15 protein-coding genes are annotated in these 18,044 nt (G+C 45.7%); 11 read left to right on the top strand and 4 right to left on the bottom strand.

The features are described from left to right. The first annotated feature begins 57 nt into the window (after window positions 1-57). Genes IQ257_RS23835 through IQ257_RS23850 form a run of 4 tightly spaced genes read left to right on the top strand, consistent with a single transcriptional unit; the run spans window position 58 to window position 5,049 of the window. Complete coding sequence (locus tag IQ257_RS23835) at window positions 58-2,265, top strand: dynamin family protein (protein WP_193881932.1); 2,208 nt, start codon at window positions 58-60, stop codon at window positions 2,263-2,265. Window positions 2,266-2,279: 14 nt separating this feature from the next. After that, window positions 2,280-3,269, top strand: coding sequence for a hypothetical protein (locus IQ257_RS23840; protein ID WP_193881934.1), 990 nt, complete (start codon window positions 2,280-2,282; stop codon window positions 3,267-3,269). A gap of 25 nt (window positions 3,270-3,294) precedes the next feature. Continuing rightward, window positions 3,295-4,167, top strand: coding sequence for a hypothetical protein (locus tag IQ257_RS23845; protein ID WP_193881936.1), 873 nt, complete (start codon window positions 3,295-3,297; stop codon window positions 4,165-4,167). 21 nt (window positions 4,168-4,188) lie between these two features. Further along, window positions 4,189-5,049 (top strand): VWA domain-containing protein, encoded by an 861-nt coding sequence (locus IQ257_RS23850; RefSeq protein ID WP_193881938.1) that lies wholly within the window; start codon window positions 4,189-4,191, stop codon window positions 5,047-5,049. 2 nt (window positions 5,050-5,051) lie between these two features. On the opposite strand, the gene bchM is transcribed toward IQ257_RS23850, so the two are convergent. Both bchM and nagA read right to left on the bottom strand, forming a co-directional pair. Beyond that, the gene (bchM, locus tag IQ257_RS23855; protein ID WP_193881941.1) at window positions 5,052-5,744 is read right to left on the bottom strand and encodes a magnesium protoporphyrin IX methyltransferase; all 693 of its coding nucleotides are present in this window, start codon (window positions 5,742-5,744) and stop codon (window positions 5,052-5,054) included. Between the two features lie 345 nt (window positions 5,745-6,089). Next, window positions 6,090-7,238, bottom strand: coding sequence for an N-acetylglucosamine-6-phosphate deacetylase (gene nagA / locus IQ257_RS23860; protein WP_193933268.1), 1,149 nt, complete (start codon window positions 7,236-7,238; stop codon window positions 6,090-6,092). Window positions 7,239-7,298: 60 nt separating this feature from the next. Here nagA and purE point away from each other — a divergent pair, with 60 nt between their 5' ends. The 7 genes from purE (at window position 7,299) to IQ257_RS23895 (ending at window position 16,301) form a co-directional block, all read left to right on the top strand. Beyond that, window positions 7,299-7,826: a 5-(carboxyamino)imidazole ribonucleotide mutase gene (gene purE / locus IQ257_RS23865; protein WP_193880169.1), complete on the top strand. Its 528-nt coding sequence runs from the start codon at window positions 7,299-7,301 to the stop codon at window positions 7,824-7,826. Between the two features lie 849 nt (window positions 7,827-8,675). Continuing rightward, a complete protein-coding gene (locus IQ257_RS23870) occupies window positions 8,676-10,217 on the top strand; it encodes an ammonium transporter (protein ID WP_193880184.1) in 1,542 nt (513 codons plus the stop codon). A gap of 229 nt (window positions 10,218-10,446) precedes the next feature. After that, window positions 10,447-11,799, top strand: a complete 1,353-nt coding sequence (locus IQ257_RS23875) for an S-layer homology domain-containing protein (protein WP_193880188.1) — start codon at window positions 10,447-10,449, stop codon at window positions 11,797-11,799. Window positions 11,800-11,857: 58 nt separating this feature from the next. Beyond that, the gene (locus IQ257_RS23880; RefSeq protein WP_193880191.1) at window positions 11,858-12,907 is read left to right on the top strand and encodes an SGNH/GDSL hydrolase family protein; all 1,050 of its coding nucleotides are present in this window, start codon (window positions 11,858-11,860) and stop codon (window positions 12,905-12,907) included. A 165-nt stretch (window positions 12,908-13,072) separates the two neighbouring features. Next, window positions 13,073-14,113: a M42 family metallopeptidase gene (locus IQ257_RS23885; protein ID WP_193880194.1), complete on the top strand. Its 1,041-nt coding sequence runs from the start codon at window positions 13,073-13,075 to the stop codon at window positions 14,111-14,113. 190 nt (window positions 14,114-14,303) lie between these two features. After that, the gene (locus IQ257_RS23890) at window positions 14,304-15,386 is read left to right on the top strand and encodes a class I fructose-bisphosphate aldolase (RefSeq protein ID WP_193880197.1); all 1,083 of its coding nucleotides are present in this window, start codon (window positions 14,304-14,306) and stop codon (window positions 15,384-15,386) included. 18 nt (window positions 15,387-15,404) lie between these two features. Further along, window positions 15,405-16,301 (top strand): ion channel, encoded by an 897-nt coding sequence (locus tag IQ257_RS23895; protein ID WP_193880200.1) that lies wholly within the window; start codon window positions 15,405-15,407, stop codon window positions 16,299-16,301. 180 nt (window positions 16,302-16,481) lie between these two features. Here the strand turns inward: IQ257_RS23895 and IQ257_RS23900 are convergent, their stop codons facing one another. Then, on the bottom strand, window positions 16,482-17,132 hold the full coding sequence (locus IQ257_RS23900; RefSeq protein WP_193880203.1) for a response regulator transcription factor: 651 nt from the start codon (window positions 17,130-17,132) through the stop codon (window positions 16,482-16,484). A gap of 149 nt (window positions 17,133-17,281) precedes the next feature. Continuing rightward, window positions 17,282-17,800: a (2Fe-2S) ferredoxin domain-containing protein gene (locus tag IQ257_RS23905; RefSeq protein ID WP_228060976.1), complete on the bottom strand. Its 519-nt coding sequence runs from the start codon at window positions 17,798-17,800 to the stop codon at window positions 17,282-17,284. Window positions 17,801-18,044 lie beyond the last annotated feature (244 nt).

An 18,044-nucleotide genomic window follows, 5' to 3' on the forward strand; every position in this document is an offset into this window, starting at 1 on the left:
CCCCACACCCCACACCCAATCAAATAGACTGGCTATATGAATAGGAAACCTGGTTCAATGCCCAATCGATCTCAAACCATTGCCAGCATCATCGAAAAACGTCAACCCCTTGCCCAGAAAATCCAAGGTGTGGAGGAAAGACTGAGGGGTGTCATGGAGGTGCTGCGTACCCTTGACGAACGCTGCCATCAGTTAAGGGGACAGATTCAGGATACTAATATTAGCGATCGCCTCAATGCTATCAATGTTGCCCCCTTGCAAGTTCAAATTACCCATCACCAGGATGAATTGCGCCAACTGCGGAACCGCTTCTCCCGCAATACTTTAAATATCGGCGTAGTGGGGCTGATGGGTCAAGGCAAGAGTACATTTCTGCAAAGTATCAGTGGCTTAACAGACGACGAAATTCCCGCCCTCAGAGGGGGCGCTTGTACCGCCGTGCGCAGTACCATTTGCCACCAATCGGGGGAAACCTACGCCGATGTTACGGTTCATTCTGAACAGACATTTTTAGCAGAAGTCATCACCCCTTACTATCAAGAATTAGAGTTAGGAACTCCACCTACAGCATTGGATGAATTTGCCAAACCCCTGCCTGAATTTATCGGGACAGATGCCACCAAAAAGTCCATGTACGAACACCTGAAGGCAGACTATCACGACAATATATCCATGTACAGGCATCTCCTGATGTCAGGTTCACCGCGACAACTTCCCCGCATTCCCAAAGGGCGTATTCAGGATTATGTTGCTCAACGACGGTTTCCCCAAGGTGAATTGATTTCCTTTGACCATTTGGCAGTACGAGAAGTTAAAATAGTCTGTCCGTTTAACAATCCTGATGTGGGTCAAGTTGCCCTAGTTGATGTTCCCGGTTTGGGAGATACCCGACTGGGGGATGAAAAGCTGATTCTAGAAACCCTAGGACAGGATGTTGATTTAGTCATTTTTGTCCGCCGACCCGACCGACTTCGGTATGGGTGGGAAAAACGAGATACTGACTTGTACAATAAAGCTGCCGAGGCATTAAATAATTTAGAGAATCGGTCGTTTATGATTCTCAACCATGTTACAGGGTATGACGATAACTTAGAAGCCTGTCAGAAACATCAAACCACGATTCGTGACAAGCATATTGATGTTATTCGCTGCGAAATTGCGGATTGTTCGAGTCCCCAGGAAACCAATGAGGTTCTGGATTTAGTTCTTAATTATCTCGCTAATAACATTACTTATTTAGACGAGCAATATGCCCGGAATTACCAAAAGCGTCTGAACCAACTCCAGATTACGATTAATGCTGAACTGCAAAAAGCTCGTCAGGTTTGGATTACTGAACTCTTGCCCACAGACCTCAACGAACAAGGCAAATTTTTACGACTGTTTAATAAGCTGTGGACGAGTATAACACGAGGTCTAGAAGAACTTTTAGAGCATCTAGACAAAGCTCGGGATGGCATTGAGGAAGATAGTTTTAGACAACAGGTAGAATTAATTATTCAAGCCTGCAAAACAGATACAGGACTCCCTGTAGATGACCCCATTAACCAGATTATTGACCGCCGCTTTGAAGAAGGCGATTGGCAAACCACTTATGCTAAATATCTGCACGAAATCCGCAATCACCTTACCCGTCATTTCCACGCCATGGACTACGGGTTGAATGAGTATGTAGAGTATACCAAATCTCAAGTCAGTGAAGTCCTTCTGACTCAAGGCAGTTTAATTGGGTTAAGTGATGCTAGAGGTTCAGCATTTCTGAACGCGATGGCAGAGATTGTACCCGATAATTTGGTCAAGCTCAAGCAGGCTTTCCAAACCCTCTCTAAGTTTGAGATATCCTATAAGGCAAATTTTCATTACCGCATTCGTCCTCATCTGGATAACCTCAATCCCGATAAAACGAATCTGCGACTTTCCCCGTCTAACCCGGCTGAATCGAGGGACAGTAAGGCAAAAGAAATCCTCTCCTATCTGGAAGTACTCCAGGATGAAGCGGTGTTTAAATGCCAACACGCCTTGGAAGAGTTTTACTGCGAACCTAGTCAAGCTGCCTTTGCTGAAGTAGAGGAATTTGTCGATCAAGTACTCCGAGCAAAAGATGTAAAAGATGAATGGCAGATTTTTCTATTTCAAGAGAAGGCAAAGGTTTGGTCCCTTGAGTTTGGGCAAAATCGAGACGGCGATGACCGACAGCAGTGGTTAGCCTTAGTAGACCGGGCAGTAGAAGCGAATCAACTCAAAGAATTACAATTTTTGCACTGAGTAGGGCATGGGACATGAGCAAAGAACTCAAAATTACGATGCTAGGAGCAAGTGGTGTTGGCAAGACAACACTCTTAACATCAATGTATGAACAGTTTGAGGCAACAAGTTCTCAAGCGAATCTGCAACTTAAACCGGACATAGAAACAGCCGCAACTCTAGAACGCTACTTGGCACAACTTAAAACATTAACCTACGAGTTCAAAGCTGAGGAACGAAATAAAGGAATTCGGGGAACCCTGGCAACAGCAGGACCCGAATCATTACCCTCCTACATTTTTGATTTAGGTCATAACGACCAAAAACAATTTCTGCGGTTACTGTTTCGCGACTATCCAGGGGGCTATATTTTGCACAATGATATAGCTGGGAGACGATTTGTTCAGAAGCTGCTGAGAGAATGTGCAGCGGTGATTGTGGCGATTGATACACCCGCCCTTATGGAACTGAATGGTAGGTGGCATGAGGTCAGAAATAAACCGGGTGAGATTTTAAAGCTGTTTAAAACTGCGTATCAAACGTTAGACGAGCCGAAACTGGTGATTTTTGCCCCGGTTAAGTGCGAAACTTACGTGCAGGATGAAGCCTCTGCGAATAAACTGATTAAGTGCATTCAAGAGAGATACGCCCCCGTACTGGAGTTTTTTCAAGAACCCATTCGAGCCGATAAAATTGCCGTTGTCACCGCCCCTGTTCAAACCGTTGGCTGTGTGGTTTTCTTAAAAGTTGAAGTGGAAAATCTCAATCAACCACGCTTTTACTTTCGTAAAATTAGTTTTGATGCTAAATACAGCCCCAAAGATAGCGAACAACTACTGCGGTATCTGCTGCGATTCTTATTAAAAATGTACATTCAAGACCGGAGTTGGCCCCTATTCAACCCCGTCCGCCAATTCTTCAAGCCAGATGCCGAACTCAAGCAAGCAGTAGAACAGTTTGCGAAGGGGTGCAAAACAAGGGGGGGATTTGCGGTTCTGCAAGGTCAAAGATTGCTATCGATTTAAATTTTGAATGTGTGAAGTTTGAATTATGGATATCTATATCCAAAGTCGCGGCTTTGAGCAAGATTGTGATTATCGCTGGCTGCAAGTCTGTGAAGGGGGTTCAACCCAACCGCAACTGCCTCCGATTGGATTAGAGGTTAGTAATTTAATCGATAGCGAGACACCTTCGGTTGTTCTAGAACGTTTACCGGATGAGCGATTGCTGTTGCTGGTAACAGGAATTGAACCAGAAGGACGGGTTGATTTCCTCGATCGCCCGATCCGAATTGCGGTAGCCTGGGTTGGGTACAGTGCTGACGAATCGGTGCTTCGCCATCTGGCAGTTCACGCCTTAACCGAAGCGGAACAGAACTCGTTAACTGAACAAATCAACCAAGCCCTACCCTTGGGTGGCGAGTATGGGTTTGAGATTATCCTCCCATCCCTACAACGATTAGTGTCTCAAGACGATACTAAAGCCTTTACCTCTAGCCAACCCCCAACTCTCACCCCCAAAATTGGACGGAATTCACCCCAGTTAAGGCACCAACTAGCACAGGAACTTCAAACCTGTCACTTACCCACCCAAACAGGTATTCTTATGGTCGTGACGGGAATTAAAAAAAGAGAAAGCTTGGAAAAGGCTGGAGTTTGGCGGATTTTATCGACGCTGGTGGAGGGAGATGATTGGGAAGAAATTACGGCTCAAGCGTCTGGGTGGTTGCCTAACAAACTTGGCAAGAGTGCCGATCTCAAAAATCCGTTAATGTGGCTTACGGTAATCCTATCTATTATATCATATTGGTTAGCATTTGTATTCAAATTACTCTCATCCAATGAGCAGGCTCTGCCTGAAAGTAGAAGAGAGCTTAACGTAAAACCTAGAAAAACTGGCAACGAGTCGAGGGAAAAGCCTTAAAGCTATTCATTAAATCTTCAGATGCTTCGATGCAATGCGATCGCTAAAGCTATTAAAATACTCGTATCGAAACTCTTGGCGGAATTCAAGGCAAAGCCCAAGTTTACTCAGCCAAGGCAGCAAAAATTTCCTGAAAAAAAACGGGTTAGACCCCAAACGCCAATAACTAGACCCTTAGATAGTCGTATGCCTAGTAAAAAGCTATTTCACCGAGATGTTTTCATCCTAATCGATCAAAGCGGTTCCATGGTACGCAGAGATGCGGAACTCAATAATACTATCCGCTGGAAAGCTCTGCCGGAAGTCATAGAAGGTCATGTCTACCGACTTCTCAACGAAACCAGTATCGATGGTGATAAAATTTGCAGCGAGATTGTCCTAACCTTTTTCAGCCCCAACCGCCCCTGTGATAAAACGATTTACATTGAAGATACCTCCCAGGTGCCAAGCATCTTTGATGAAAATCAACCCGATAGCAGTACGTTTATTACTCCTACGCTTGAACAAGTGATCAATCAGTGGTTTTCCACTCGCGAAGATCAGCGAGGTGGATTTATCATTATTTATACCGATGGTCAGTTTGACGATCGCGATAAATTTCTTAACTTGATTCAAACCACCTGTACACGACTCAAAAGCCAAGATGAGCTAAAAATTGTGATCGTGGGTTTCGGGAGTGAGATTAATCCTAAGTTTTATCTAGAACTGGATAAAAACGTTAGAGGATTCACCGACGCCAAAGGATTGAGTTGTAATATTGTGGTCTTTGATTTATTAAATCAAATGCCCAATATTATTGAGCTGCTAAACCGTCAGCTAGAAAACCCCGATGCAGGCTTGCCACTCTGGGCAAAAGAGCGTTACCCAGAGTTGTTTGCTTGAAGTTAATCAGAGCTGCGAGTTGCTTCTAGCAGGCGAGAAAAATAAAAGCGGGTACTAGTCATGCCACTACGTTGAATGGAAAAGCCATTGCTTTCTAAAATTTTGATAATATCCGCTTCGCGGTGCAGGTAGGCGCGAGTCGTTTTGCTAGGTCCTGGAAATAACTCGCCGATTTTTTTGAGTAAAGTAAGGGCAAGGGTTTTGGGGGCAAAGCTGAGAATTAAGCGAGATTCTGCCAGAGAAGCTAGGTGAGAAATCATTTGTGCTGCCTTATCTTGAGGATAATGAATCAGCACGTCTAGGCAAATAACCGTATGATAGCTGCCACTCAACTCTTCTAAATCTTGCACGGCAAAGGTGATAGTTTCCGGGTTACTTAAACTAGCTTGCGCTTTTTCCTTAGCTTCCCCTACCATTTTTTCCGAGATATCGCTGGCAAGGACTTTCGCGCCCGCTTGTGCTAGGGGAATGCTGAGACTCCCCAAACCGCACCCCGCATCACAAATCAACAACCCCTCTAAATTGCCATCAGCATTCAGCCATTCCAGAACAGTATCGACAGTTTGCTGGTGTCCGTTGCGGATATCTAACTGGACTTTATTAACCTCACCATCGCCGTAAATCCGCCGCCAGCGGTCAAATCCCGTAGCATTGAAATAGTCTTTAACAACGATTTTATCATCAACGGTTTTCATAAAGTTGGGGGTTGAACGAGAAGTTGGGACGGTTAACTACTTTACCATTTTTCGTCACTCCTCGTTGACCTTAAGATCAACCCTTTCATAGATATCACTGAATGGTAGTTGAAATTCTAGGGACGCCAGTGCTAACACGGCATCTTCTCCTGAACGTTCCGTGAACAGCCATTGTCCCTCTTATTGTTTGGCAAACTGTTCGACTCGAAAACTGTATTGATCAATTAAAATAATGAAATGCTTGTCTTATAAGAATTTTGAATTTTGAATGCGCAATTCCGCCCAGCGGTACTAGTGAAGTCCATTTAATCGTCTTATTCCACGCCCTATTTTCTACTCCCTTTGTTATAAACGCTGCCAAGTCAGCTTTGATGCTTCCTCGTCCCAATGCCAGCGCAACAACTTTGCCGATTGATTAACCCCCATTCCCGATAATCCGATCGCTTTTCTGGGGGATTCCGTTGCTAAAGCAATAGCATTTTCTACCCCACAAATCCCCCACTCCACCAAATTCTGTACCCCCACTAACAAGGGCAATGTCGTCCCCGCTAACGTCCCATCCCCTAACCGTGCCGTACCCTGTTTCACTTCAATTTGGCGACTGTCCCATGGATAAATCCCATCTGGCAACCCCAAGGGCGCTAGGGCATCACTAACCAAAAACAGCCCTTCCTCGTACCCACTCGCTCGTAGTAGAATCTGAAGCATCGTCGGACAGATATGCTCACCGTCAGCAATAACACCACAGTGAACCTGGGGATGAGTAATTGCCGCACCGAGTAATCCTGGCTGTCGGTGGTGCAGTCCTGGCATAGCATTAAAGGCATGAGTTACCATTGATGCCCCTAGTGCAAACGCTTCTTCGGCTTCTACTGCCGTCGCTTGAGAATGACCCAAACTCACGGTAATATCTAAAGACTGCAAATACGCGATCGCTTCCCCCGTCTTATCTAACTCCGGTGCTAGGGTAATGACTCTTACTAGTTCCGCATAATTCCCCAAAACCTTCTTGACATTTTCAAGGGTAAGTGGTAATAAATATTCAATAGGATGTGCCCCCCGCTTTTGGGGATGCAAAAAGGGTCCCTCTAAATGTACACCTAGGATTTGAGCCATTTCTGAGTCTTGCGCCCCAGCCGCTAAAAAATCAGCGATGACGGACAGCGACTGCTGAATCTTCTCAACCGAAGTTGTCACCAAGGTGGGTAAAAATCCATCAATTCCTTGCTGCCATAAAAACTGACAAATTTGACGTAACCTATCCCCATCCCCCGGACTCAAATCTGGAAACGCTAATCCCAGCGCTCCATTAATCTGCAAATCTACCCCGCCTAGGGATACCCAGTCCCCGGCAACATCAATTGCCGATAAGTCAGGGATAAGGCTTACCATCGGCGTGATACTTACAATTGTTCCTTCTGCCTCAATTCGGATTTGTTGCAACCCTTGATAACCGAGTACTCGCGCATTAATAATGGTCAAATCGAAAGTCATGTGTCCTCTGTCAATTTTCCTTTTGCTCTTATAGCACTAATGACAAATAACTAATGACCAATGACCAATGACAAACCTTTAGTTGGCATTATTATGGGCAGCGATTCTGATTTGCCCACGATGCAGGATGCGATCGCGGTTTGTGAAGACTTTAACATTCCCTGCGAAGTGGCAATTGTTTCTGCTCACCGTACCCCTGAACGGATGGTTAGTTATGCCCAACAAGCTCACCAACGGGGACTTAAGGTGATTATTGCCGGTGCTGGAGGCGCGGCACACTTACCAGGCATGGTGGCTTCACTAACGCCGTTGCCCGTGATTGGGGTGCCAGTACCGAGCCGCCACTTGCAGGGTGTCGATTCCCTCTACTCAATTGTGCAAATGCCAGGGGGGATTCCGGTAGCAACCGTGGCAATTGGCAATGCCAAAAACGCAGGTTTGTTAGCCGTACAAATTTTGGCATCTCACCAACCCGAATTGCTAGAGCGAGTCCAGCAGTATCGTCAGAATCTAGCTGCTTCGGTGCTTCAGAAGCAAGAGTTATTAGATCAATTAGGCTACAAGAACTACCTGTCGCAAAAATCTTGAGCCACTCTCCGACCTGCTGACTGTACAAAAAATAGTATTTATTGATACTATTTCTTTATTCATTGTGACTACCTTTCTGGGGAGTGAGGGGTAGCAACCATTGTTTTTCCTGACTCGTCAATCTGGACGAGTTAGAAGATTGTTGTTGGCTGTATTTTTTTTTCAGAAATGCTCAAAGCCGCGAATTTTTTGAAATTGTTAAGAATTCCTACGGTAAATTGGGCGACAACGGCTAAGAGAGTGAAGTCAATTTTGATAATCAATCGCCAACGGCAAACAATTTTTTTAACTTTTTAGTTAAGTTCATCAAAAATTTACATACAGATCCTAAATCTTCCTGACTGACAATTATTCCTTTATTGGGAAATAGTTTTATTTATTCTTAATACGCTTCTTTTACCAGGATAATTTCAGGCTAAGGAATACAAGCTGCTCATTAGGGCAAAAGCGATTCACTTATGCCATCCCTAACTGTAGTGCTAGCTATGAAATCTTTAGTGATTGCAAAAAATGTATATTCTGATACAGAAAACTTCCTTTAAAAAACTCAATATTTGAAGATTTCGCGTCCACAACTGAGCCTTATACTAATGAGAAATTTAGCCTCTTGACTATATCGCCAGTTATTTGTAGGGTTTTGTTTTAAGATAGCGATTCAACCTGTAAACTCCCCATTCTTTGAGGCGGCTGCACTCAAAGATCGAGCCATGAAACCTGTAGATAGGAGTAGACTCTTCTAAGATTGAGTTCCTCAACCCTAAAATGCTCCTCCCTTCAAATGACTTAGTTGACAGCTTGTTGGCTAAATGATACGACGTATTCCCCTGATTAACGAAAGAGAGCGTGACCATGTCTAGACGAATGTTAAAGAAAATTTTCGATAAGGAAAAGTCTCCGCCAAGAAATAGGTCAATTCATTTACAAGAGTCTTCCCAATCGTTTTGGGATGCTCCCTATTTTGACCCCTTGAAAACAATCGCCAAGTTATTTTCTCCCGCTTGGCTCGCCTGTATTCCCCTGGCAGCGCTTATTGTCGTAGTCTGGAATACTGCTGCCGTTGCCCAGGATGATGCTCCACCCACCCCTGAAGAAATTCAAGGAACCCTAAACGCCATCTGGGTATTAATAGCAGCCATCCTCGTGATCTTCATGAATGCTGGCTTCGGAATGCTCGAAACCGGCTTCTGCCGCCAGAAAAATGCCGTTAATATTCTTTCCAAGAACCTGATTGTCTTTGCCCTGGCAACTATTGCCTTTTGGATCATTGGCTTTTCGTTCATGTTTGGTCAAGGCAGTCCCTTCATTGGGTTTGGGGGTATGTTCTTGTCAGGGGAATCTGCTACCTACGGTCTTGACCCATTTCCAGCAGGTTTACCAGTCTCGGTATTTTTCTTGTTTCAAGTTGCCTTCGCTGGAACAGCAGCAACAATCGTTTCTGGTGCCGTTGCTGAACGAATCAAGTTTACTGGCTTCTTGGTTTTCAGCCTCATACTGACGGGAATATTATACCCAATTACCGGACACTGGGTCTGGGGGGGTGGCTGGCTTGGTGAAATGGGCTTCTTTGACTTTGCTGGTTCGACCGTCGTTCACTCCGTTGGGGGTTGGGCGGCATTGATGGGTGCAGCGTTCTTAGGTTCCCGTCAAGGAAAATACCGGGACGGTCAAATCAATGCTATTCCCGGTCACAATATGAGTATTGCCACACTGGGATGCTTGATTCTCTGGATCGGCTGGTTTGGTTTCAATCCAGGCTCAGAGTTAGCGGCTAATGAGAACGTGCCTTACATTGCTGTCACAACCAACTTGGCTGCTGCAGCCGGGGGTATCACCGCGACTCTTACCGCTTGGGCGAAAGATGGCAAGCCTGACCTATCGATGATCATCAACGGGATTTTGGCAGGTTTAGTCGCGATTACAGCTCCCTGTAACATCGTTTCTTACGGGTCTGCCGTAATTATCGGCGCGATTGGCGGCATCATTGTTGTTTTTGCTGTTAGTTTCTTTGACAAAATCCACATTGATGACCCAGTGGGCGCGATTTCTGTACACTTAGTCAACGGCATCTGGGGAACCCTAGCTGTTGGTCTTTTTGGTATGGAGAATGGTCTGTTTACGGGTCATGGTGTCCGTCAACTGGGTCTGCAATGCCTTGGTATTCTCTGCGTTGGCGGCTTCACGGTTTTGTTCAGTACCCTTGTCTGGCTGGCTTTGAAATACACCTTGGGACTCCGCGTCACTATCGAAGAAGAAATCCACGGTTTGGATATTGGCGAACACGGTATGGAAGCCTACAGTGGCTTTGTCACCGAATCTGATGTGCTAGCTAGTGGCATGATGGGTAGTGTTAGTGGCAGTACGGCTGACTTACCCCGTGGTTCGGAAGTTTAGGGGAATGGGTAATCAGAAGTTGAAACCTTAAACTAAACCCGCCTCTCAACAAGGCGGGTTTTTGGGTTCTCCCGGAGTGATGGTGATAGAGATTATAGAAGTCTAATAAGGCATTTCATTGTGGTGTTCTGTGCCTATACATATCATTTTAAGAAATCAACTGGCAGTAGAAAACCACTTCCACATTTTGCGTTAGCGTGAGAAGTGAGCCCTATTTTTCAGCTTAACTGTGTTACTAGATAAGCGTTCTATTCTATATACTTTTGTCGCCGCTTGCTTGGTGAGTTTGTTGACCTCTTGCGCCAACAGTTCTACCAAAGAAGCCCTAGAGCGTTCTTTTGCCGTAGATCCCAAGCTCAAGGATAATACAACGGTGCTTGGAGATTCACAGCAGAGCAATCTTCAAGACGAGGAATCAGCACAACTACCAGAAAATTTCCCAGTAGAGATTCCCCGCTATCCTCAGGCAAAGTTAAAAGGAGTTGAATCCTTAACAGTACCAAGTGTTCAAGGGCAACGGACAACTTGGTCATCTTCAGACCCTAGCACTGAAATCCGGGACTTTTACAAACGGGCATTTGAGTCCGGTGCATGGCAAGTTGTTTCTCAACCCGATGAGGAAAGCAGTGGGACGTTTGTCGCACGTCGGAATGACCTGCAAGTTACCGTTTCCATTCCCGCTACCCCAGAAATCAGCGATTCAGAGGAAACCCCTTCCTCAAACCAAGACCCTACAAAATTTGAGATTCAGTATATCCTCAACAGTACTCAAGTAACAACGAAGTCATCTGAGCAGCAAGAGTCTGTATCGTCTAATACTGGCAGTCAGCAGACACTCTCAAAACAGCCACAGGACGTGTCTAACCTGGATAAAGTCCCCGAATCATTGCGCCAATACGTTAAAGACTTAGCAGCTTTGGGAGTTTTAAGTGTTAACCAATCGGGTGCTAAAAGCTCAGATACTACGGGCAATCAGTTTGATCCAAATAAAACTATAACTCGTCGCGAGTATGCACGCTGGTTAGTTGCTGCGAACAATCGAATTCATGCCAATCGTCCTGGGTTGCAAATTCGTCTGGCTTCAGACACTAGCCAATCGGCATTCCAGGATGTCCCTAAAAGTGATCCAGATTTCCAAAGCATTCAGGCACTGGCAGAGGCAGGACTCATTCCCAGTCCTCTGACAGGTGAAGCCACAGCCGTTCAATTCAGACCGGATGCTCCCTTAACGCGAGAAAATCTAATTGCGTGGAAAGTCCCACTAGACATCCGGGGGGCATTACCCTCAGCATCACTGGATGCCGTGAAGCAAACCTGGGGATTCCAAGACGCGGGTAAAATTGACCCGAATGCACTGCGGGCAGTGTTGGCAGATTTTCAGAATGGCGACCAAGCAAATATTCGACGGATATTCGGCTATACAACCCTATTTCAACCGAAAAAGTCAGTTACTCGCGCCGAGGCAGCAGCAGGGCTTTGGTACTTTGGCTCTCAAGGTGAGGGAATATCTGGTCGAGAGGCGCTATCATTCAAATCTCAAGAGAGTCAGTCATCAGAGTCTGAAGAATCAACGACTAATTAAGTTGTTTTACATTTATTTAGGCTAGAATTAGCCCCAAAAGTCACAGCTTAAAAGTACCATGAAAAAACAAATTTTTGTAACAGGATTTTTCCTATTTTCTTTTATGCTGCCCTTCAAGGCAACAGCAGCTAGTTTTACAGGGATTAATATCTTTGGAGATAGTCTTGTTGATACAGGAAATTTATTTAATGTTGTAGGCATTCCTCCAAGCCCACCCTACGCTCAGGGACGCTTTTCCAATGGTTCAATCTGGGTTGATAATCTCGCAGAGCAGCTAAATTTAACTCCTACTTTATTGACTGAGTTAGGAAGTACTTTACCCACTGAAGGGATTAACTTTGCTTTTGGGGGTGCTACGGTAACAGGCGATAACAACAGTTCCCCTCCGGGATTGCAGCAACAAATTGGCTTCTTTAAAAACATTACCACTATTGCTCCTGCCGATCCAAATGCACTCTACATTCTCTGGGCGGGTGCAAATGATTATAATGGATTATTTTTTAATACTCCAACAATACCACCTGACTTGTTGCCCAATCAAGTAACATCAAATCTATCGATGGGAGTGCAGTCACTTTTTGACCTCGGCGCTCGGAATTTTCTAATACCTAACTTGCCAGATTTGGGGGAAACACCTTTAGCTCGTAATCTCAATGAGTTCTTCCCCAGTGCTTCCTCACAACTCAGTGCGCTGACGGCAGCCCATAACTCCCTTTTAGATCAGAAACTCGACAGCTTGAGAGTATTACCCGGAATCAACATTACAACGCTTGATGTTAATTCTTTAGTTATGGATGCCATCAACAATCCTATGGAATTTGGTTTTACCAATGCACAAAATCCGTGCCTAATTAACTTCAAATCGGGCTTTATGTTCGAGGGTGTATGTGAGAATCCAGACAATTTTTTGTTTTGGGATGATATTCATCCGACGGCAGCCAGTCATGCATTAATCAGTAAGTTAGCGATTAAGACACTGAATGAAGAAGAGCCTGCTAGCGTTCCTGAACCTGCTTCTGCTTTGGGTTTGTTAGCCTTCGGTGCTTTAGGTGCAGGTGCGATGGTGAAGCGCAAAAAGAAAAAAGAAGTGGCAATCAAGCAGCATTGATATTCATTGATAAGTTTCTTGCTTTGATAGCTTGCACCAGTTGCCATAGAGCTTGTATAAGGTTTGCTTTGAATTCAGCCGTAACCCACCCTGCAAGTTGGCATCCCCTAGGAAGGGCGTGCTATGGTTATTGGTTGACTTAAAGCAGAGAGTTCCTGATCTTCATTGAATTACGACCAGCTATTCAACACCATTGAAGAACTAGTGCTGCACCATTCCCCTAGTGGCGCAGAACGAGAAATCGACCAGTTAGTGATGAGTCGGTTCCAAGCGTTGGGAGTGGAAACTTGGCAGGATCGGGCAGGTAATGCGATCGCCAAAATTCCCGGACGCAATCCAGAACGAGCGATCGCCATTACCGCTCACAAAGATGAAATTGGCGGTATTGTCAAAACTGTAGGCGAAGCGGGACGGGTTGAAGTTCGCAGGCTTGGCGGCGCATTCCCTTGGGTTTACGGTGAGGGCGTGGTCGATTTATTGGGAGATTACCAAACCCTGAGCGGCATCCTCTCCTTTGGGTCGCGTCATGTTTCCCACGAATCCCCGCAAAAAGCCCAACAAGAAAACTTACCCGTGCGCTGGGAAGATACTTGGGTAGAAACGAAATGCACTATAGCAGAACTCGAAGCCGCAGGAGTGCGACCGGGAACTCGGATGGTCGTGGGCAAGCATCGCAAGAAACCAGTGCGGTTGAAAGATTATATTGCCAGTTATACCCTCGATAATAAGGCGTCGGTAGCGATTTTGCTAGCCCTGGCAGAACAGCTAAGAACCCCAGTTGCTGATACCTATTTAGTGGCATCGGCAAAGGAAGAAGTAGGAGCGATTGGCGCACTGTATTTTACCCAAAATCAAAAACTAGATGCCCTGATTGCTCTGGAAATTTGTCCCCTATCCTCAGAGTACCCAATTGAAGATGGAGTAGCACCAGTACTCTTATCTCAAGATGGCTATGGTTTTTATGATGAAGGGTTAAATTGGGAACTGCGGCAGGCAGCACAAGCGTGTAGTATTCCCCTTCAGTTAGCCACTTTAACTGGCTTTGGTAGCGATGCTTCAATTGCCATGAAGTTCGGTCATGTTGCTCGCGCTGCTTGTTTGAGTTTCCCGACTCAAAACACCCACGGTTATGAGATTGCTCATTTAGGTGCGATCGCTAACTGTATCCATCTTCTCGAAACCTACTGCCAAACGCAGTTTGAATAGTCATTAGTCATTGGTGTTGTTTGTGCAAAGGACAAACATCCGTTACCTCCGTTATCAAATCCGCTGCCTCATGAGTCATTAGTTTTTCACAAATGACAAAGGACAAATTCTATCGATATGGGGACTCCTTAACAGCAGGACACTGCGAAAATTAAAGAGCAGCTTCACTGAAGTCTATAGGAAACGAAATATGACTGCTACATTAACTGCACCTCAATCCATTGAATCCTGGTTGGGTGACGAAGCTGAGAGCTTGCTTACTTACAAGGCGAAAGTTGACAAACGGTTGTTGCACCTCCCCAGCCCTGACTGGGTTGATCGGATTTTTGGCAATAGCGATCGCAATCCCCAAGTCCTGCGTAGCCTTCAGCAGCTATACTCAGCGGGACGCCTTACCAAAACGGGTTATCTCTCCATTCTGCCCGTAGACCAAGGAATTGAGCATTCTGCTGCAGCTTCTTTTGCTCCCAACCCGACTTATTTTGACCCAGAAAACATCGTTAAACTCGCCCTAGAAGGCGGTTGTAATGCGGTTGCTACCACGCTGGGCGTGTTGGGCATGGTATCTCGCAAGTACGCCCACCGTATCCCCTTTATTGCGAAACTCAATCATAATGAACTGCTCACCTATCCGAATCAGAACGACCAGATTATGTTTGGTAGTGTCGAACAAGCCTGGAATTTAGGGGCTGTCGCTGTGGGAGCCACGATTTACTTTGGTTCCGAACAGTCTACCCGCCAGATTCAGGAAGTCAGCCGTGCCTTTGCCCGCGCCCACGAACTGGGTATGGCTACTATTCTCTGGTGCTACTTGCGCAATAGTGCCTTCAAGCAAGATAAAGACTATCACGCTGCCGCTGATCTTACGGGTCAGGCGAACCACTTGGGCGTTACCATCGAAGCCGATATCATTAAACAGAAGCTGCCAGAATGTAACAACGGCTACGGCGCGGTTGCCAAAGCAACAGGTAAAAAATATGGCAGAACCGATGAGCGAGTTTATACCGAACTCACTAGCGATCATCCCATTGACCTTACCCGCTATCAAGTTCTCAACTGCTACGCAGGGCGTGCTGGTTTGATTAACTCCGGTGGTGCTTCTGGGAAAAATGACTTTGCCGAAGCAGTTCGCACAGCAGTGATTAATAAACGGGCTGGTGGTTGTGGACTGATTTCTGGTCGCAAGACGTTCCAGCGACCCTTTGAGGAAGGGGTTAAACTGTTCCACACTATCCAAGATGTTTACTTGTCCACTGATGTGACGATCGCTTGATCAATCCAGCCAACATCAATGGATAATATGCCTGATCCACCCCCCCAAGTAAGGATGGTACACCGAGATCGACGCAGACGATTCGATATTATCAAAATTGGTGTATCGTCCTCCGTTTGGCGCGACCCTTACCATCTATTGCTCACCCTTGATTGGCTCTGGTTCTTCGGGCTAATTGGGGTGGGCTACATTATCCTTAATGCCCTATTTGCTTTTCTGTACCTTCTAGGGGGAGATTGCATAGAGAATGCCCATCCCGGTTTGTTCTGGGACGCTTTTTTCTTCAGCGTTCAGACAATGGCATCAATCGGTTACGGAGCCATGTATCCTCGTTCTGAATGCATTTATACCAATATCCTCGTCACCATTGAAGCCCTCACTGGTTTGATGGGGCTAACCACAGCAACGGGTTTAATGTTTGCCCGTTTTTCCCGTCCTACTGCTAGAGTTCTTTTCAGTCGCGTGGCAGTGATTGCGCCTCATAATGGTATCCCTACCCTAATGTTTCGTACCGCTAATGAGCGTCACAATCAGATTCTAGAAGCGCTGCTAACGGTAAGTTTGCTGCGCAATGAAGTGACAGCAGAAGGGGAATATATGCGGCGGTTTTATGACCTTAAATTAGTTCGTTCTCAGACACCTATCTTTGCCTTAACCTGGACAGCGATGCATCAAATTGATGAGAGTAGTCCTTTGTATGAGGCAACGCCAGAGTCTCTAGCTGAGGCGGAAGCAGAGATTGTGGTGACGTTAACAGGTTTGGATGAAACGGTTTCTCAGACTATTCATGCCCGTCACTCTTATATTGTTGAGGAAATTCTTTGGGATAAGCGCTTTGTAGATATTTTTAGACGGAAGCAGAACGGGCGACGGGTTATTGATTACACTCGCTTTCATGATGTTATGCCGATTTAATCCACTATTCTGCACTATCAAGTTTCACACTACGGATTGAGGGAGTAGGGAGTAGGCTTCCGCGCCTCGACTGAACTTTCAAGCTCAGTTACCGCGCTCGCCGAACGTCCGAAGTCCGAACTGGAGTAGGGATCGATTCAGTATTTCAATGTATCAAAAATCACCTTTAAAGACACCTGCCTAAGCCATACTGCTCTCAATCGCCCAACGTGCTAACTCTGTGCGGTTGTGCAGTCCAGTTTTGCCCAACATATTAGAAACATGACTTTCGATTGTCCGCTGGCTGACGTTGAGCTGCTCCGCAATTTCCCGGTTTGCCATCCCTCGCGCTACGAACTGGACAACTTTAAGTTCTGTAGGTGTCAATTCCACATCGAACGGCACCTGAATTTTCGGTGCAGCTTCTGGAACTCCTGCACCAGGGTGTTGAATTAAGCGACTCGCTTGCTTAAGGGACGATTCTACTTGGGCAACGAGTTCTTCTGGCTCAAAAGGCTTCACCATATAGACATCCGCACCCGTGTTGAGTCCTTTGACACGATCTTGACTTTGCCCCTTCGCTGAGAGAAATAATACCGGAATCCAGCTTGTTCGAGGATCTTGCCTGACGTGTTCGACGAGGGCATAGCCATCCATTTCCGGCATCATGACATCGCAAATGATCATATCAGGAGTGTGCTGCTCTAAAATCTCTAGGGCTTCTCGACCATTTTCAGCCGTGACAACTTCATACCCCCGAAACTCTAAATAGTCCTTGACTAGCAAGATAAGATTGGGGTCGTCATCAATCAATAGCAGTCGCTTATTCGTTCTGACACCATTTTCTTTCATACTCTGAGACTCACCATACCGGGGTTGCTGAGATTGTCTAATAATCTAAGATGCGCAAGTGTAGAAACCACGTACTATCTTAATCTACATAGACCCACAAACTAAATAGGGTGGGATCAGCGGCTCCAAATAAAGTTGAATGAAGTTCCTCAAGAGAGAGGAGTTTTCTCTAAACTCAGATCTACTTCAGTTTCAGGTACAATGTCCCCTTGAGGCTGCTCATCAGCTTCTTGTCTTGATTTCTCGTTTTGGATGGAAAATGGAGCTGTCTCTGGTAAGGGGTGAACTAAGAAGGCATAATCTTCAACAATCGTGTTGCCAATTAAATGCTCCTGAATAATTTGTTCAATGACTTCTGGGGTAGCATTGCGATACCAGACACCGTCTGGGTAAACCACCAAGATAGGTCCAGCCGCACATACACGCAGACAGTTAGCTTTCGTGCGGAAGATGCAGCTCTGTCGAGCATCGGTGGCTTTGTCAAGGTTTAACTCTTTAAGCCGTTTTTTCAAATATTCCCAAGCTTCCAGACTAGCTTTTTTAGAGCAGCATTTGGGTTGAGTCTGGTCAGCGCAAAGAAAAACGTGTCGCTGAATTTGAGCGAGTCCCAAGGTGCGTACACTATCGGCTAACAGCTTTTTAGTGTCACCCCCGTTGGTTTTTTGCATTTCGGGACTGGACGGCTCGGCTGGATTGGTATCAGTTTTTTTATCCTGCATTGCGATGGAATGGTTTCTTAAATGCTTGCACTCGCAGATGCCAAACTATTTCAATTACTACTTTATCTAGTTTTTTAACTATCTCTTAATTATTTTTCCGCCACAGGTAATACCAAAGTTCTATGGCGGGTTTGAGGAGACAGAAGTCAGGAGTCAATTTTTTCAGCTCCCCTACTCCCCAGCTCCCCTACTC

It is taken from the genome of Coleofasciculus sp. LEGE 07092 (genome assembly GCF_015207375.1).
GTDB lineage: Bacteria > Cyanobacteriota > Cyanobacteriia > Cyanobacteriales > Coleofasciculaceae > LEGE-07092.

Coding starts and splice junctions, on each gene's coding strand:
- bchM (WP_193881941.1), bottom strand. CDS start 5,744: ATGAAAACCGTTGATGATAAAATCGTTGTTAAAGACTATTTCAATGCT.
- IQ257_RS23880 (WP_193880191.1), top strand. CDS start 11,858: ATGAAAAAACAAATTTTTGTAACAGGATTTTTCCTATTTTCTTTTATG.
- IQ257_RS23895 (WP_193880200.1), top strand. CDS start 15,405: ATGGATAATATGCCTGATCCACCCCCCCAAGTAAGGATGGTACACCGA.
- IQ257_RS23835 (WP_193881932.1), top strand. CDS start 58: ATGCCCAATCGATCTCAAACCATTGCCAGCATCATCGAAAAACGTCAA.
- IQ257_RS23840 (WP_193881934.1), top strand. CDS start 2,280: ATGAGCAAAGAACTCAAAATTACGATGCTAGGAGCAAGTGGTGTTGGC.
- IQ257_RS23905 (WP_228060976.1), bottom strand. CDS start 17,800: ATGCAAAAAACCAACGGGGGTGACACTAAAAAGCTGTTAGCCGATAGT.
- IQ257_RS23900 (WP_193880203.1), bottom strand. CDS start 17,132: ATGAAAGAAAATGGTGTCAGAACGAATAAGCGACTGCTATTGATTGAT.
- IQ257_RS23890 (WP_193880197.1), top strand. CDS start 14,304: ATGACTGCTACATTAACTGCACCTCAATCCATTGAATCCTGGTTGGGT.
- IQ257_RS23850 (WP_193881938.1), top strand. CDS start 4,189: ATGCTTCGATGCAATGCGATCGCTAAAGCTATTAAAATACTCGTATCG.
- nagA (WP_193933268.1), bottom strand. CDS start 7,238: ATGACTTTCGATTTGACCATTATTAATGCGCGAGTACTCGGTTATCAA.
- purE (WP_193880169.1), top strand. CDS start 7,299: ATGACCAATGACAAACCTTTAGTTGGCATTATTATGGGCAGCGATTCT.
- IQ257_RS23845 (WP_193881936.1), top strand. CDS start 3,295: ATGGATATCTATATCCAAAGTCGCGGCTTTGAGCAAGATTGTGATTAT.
- IQ257_RS23870 (WP_193880184.1), top strand. CDS start 8,676: ATGTCTAGACGAATGTTAAAGAAAATTTTCGATAAGGAAAAGTCTCCG.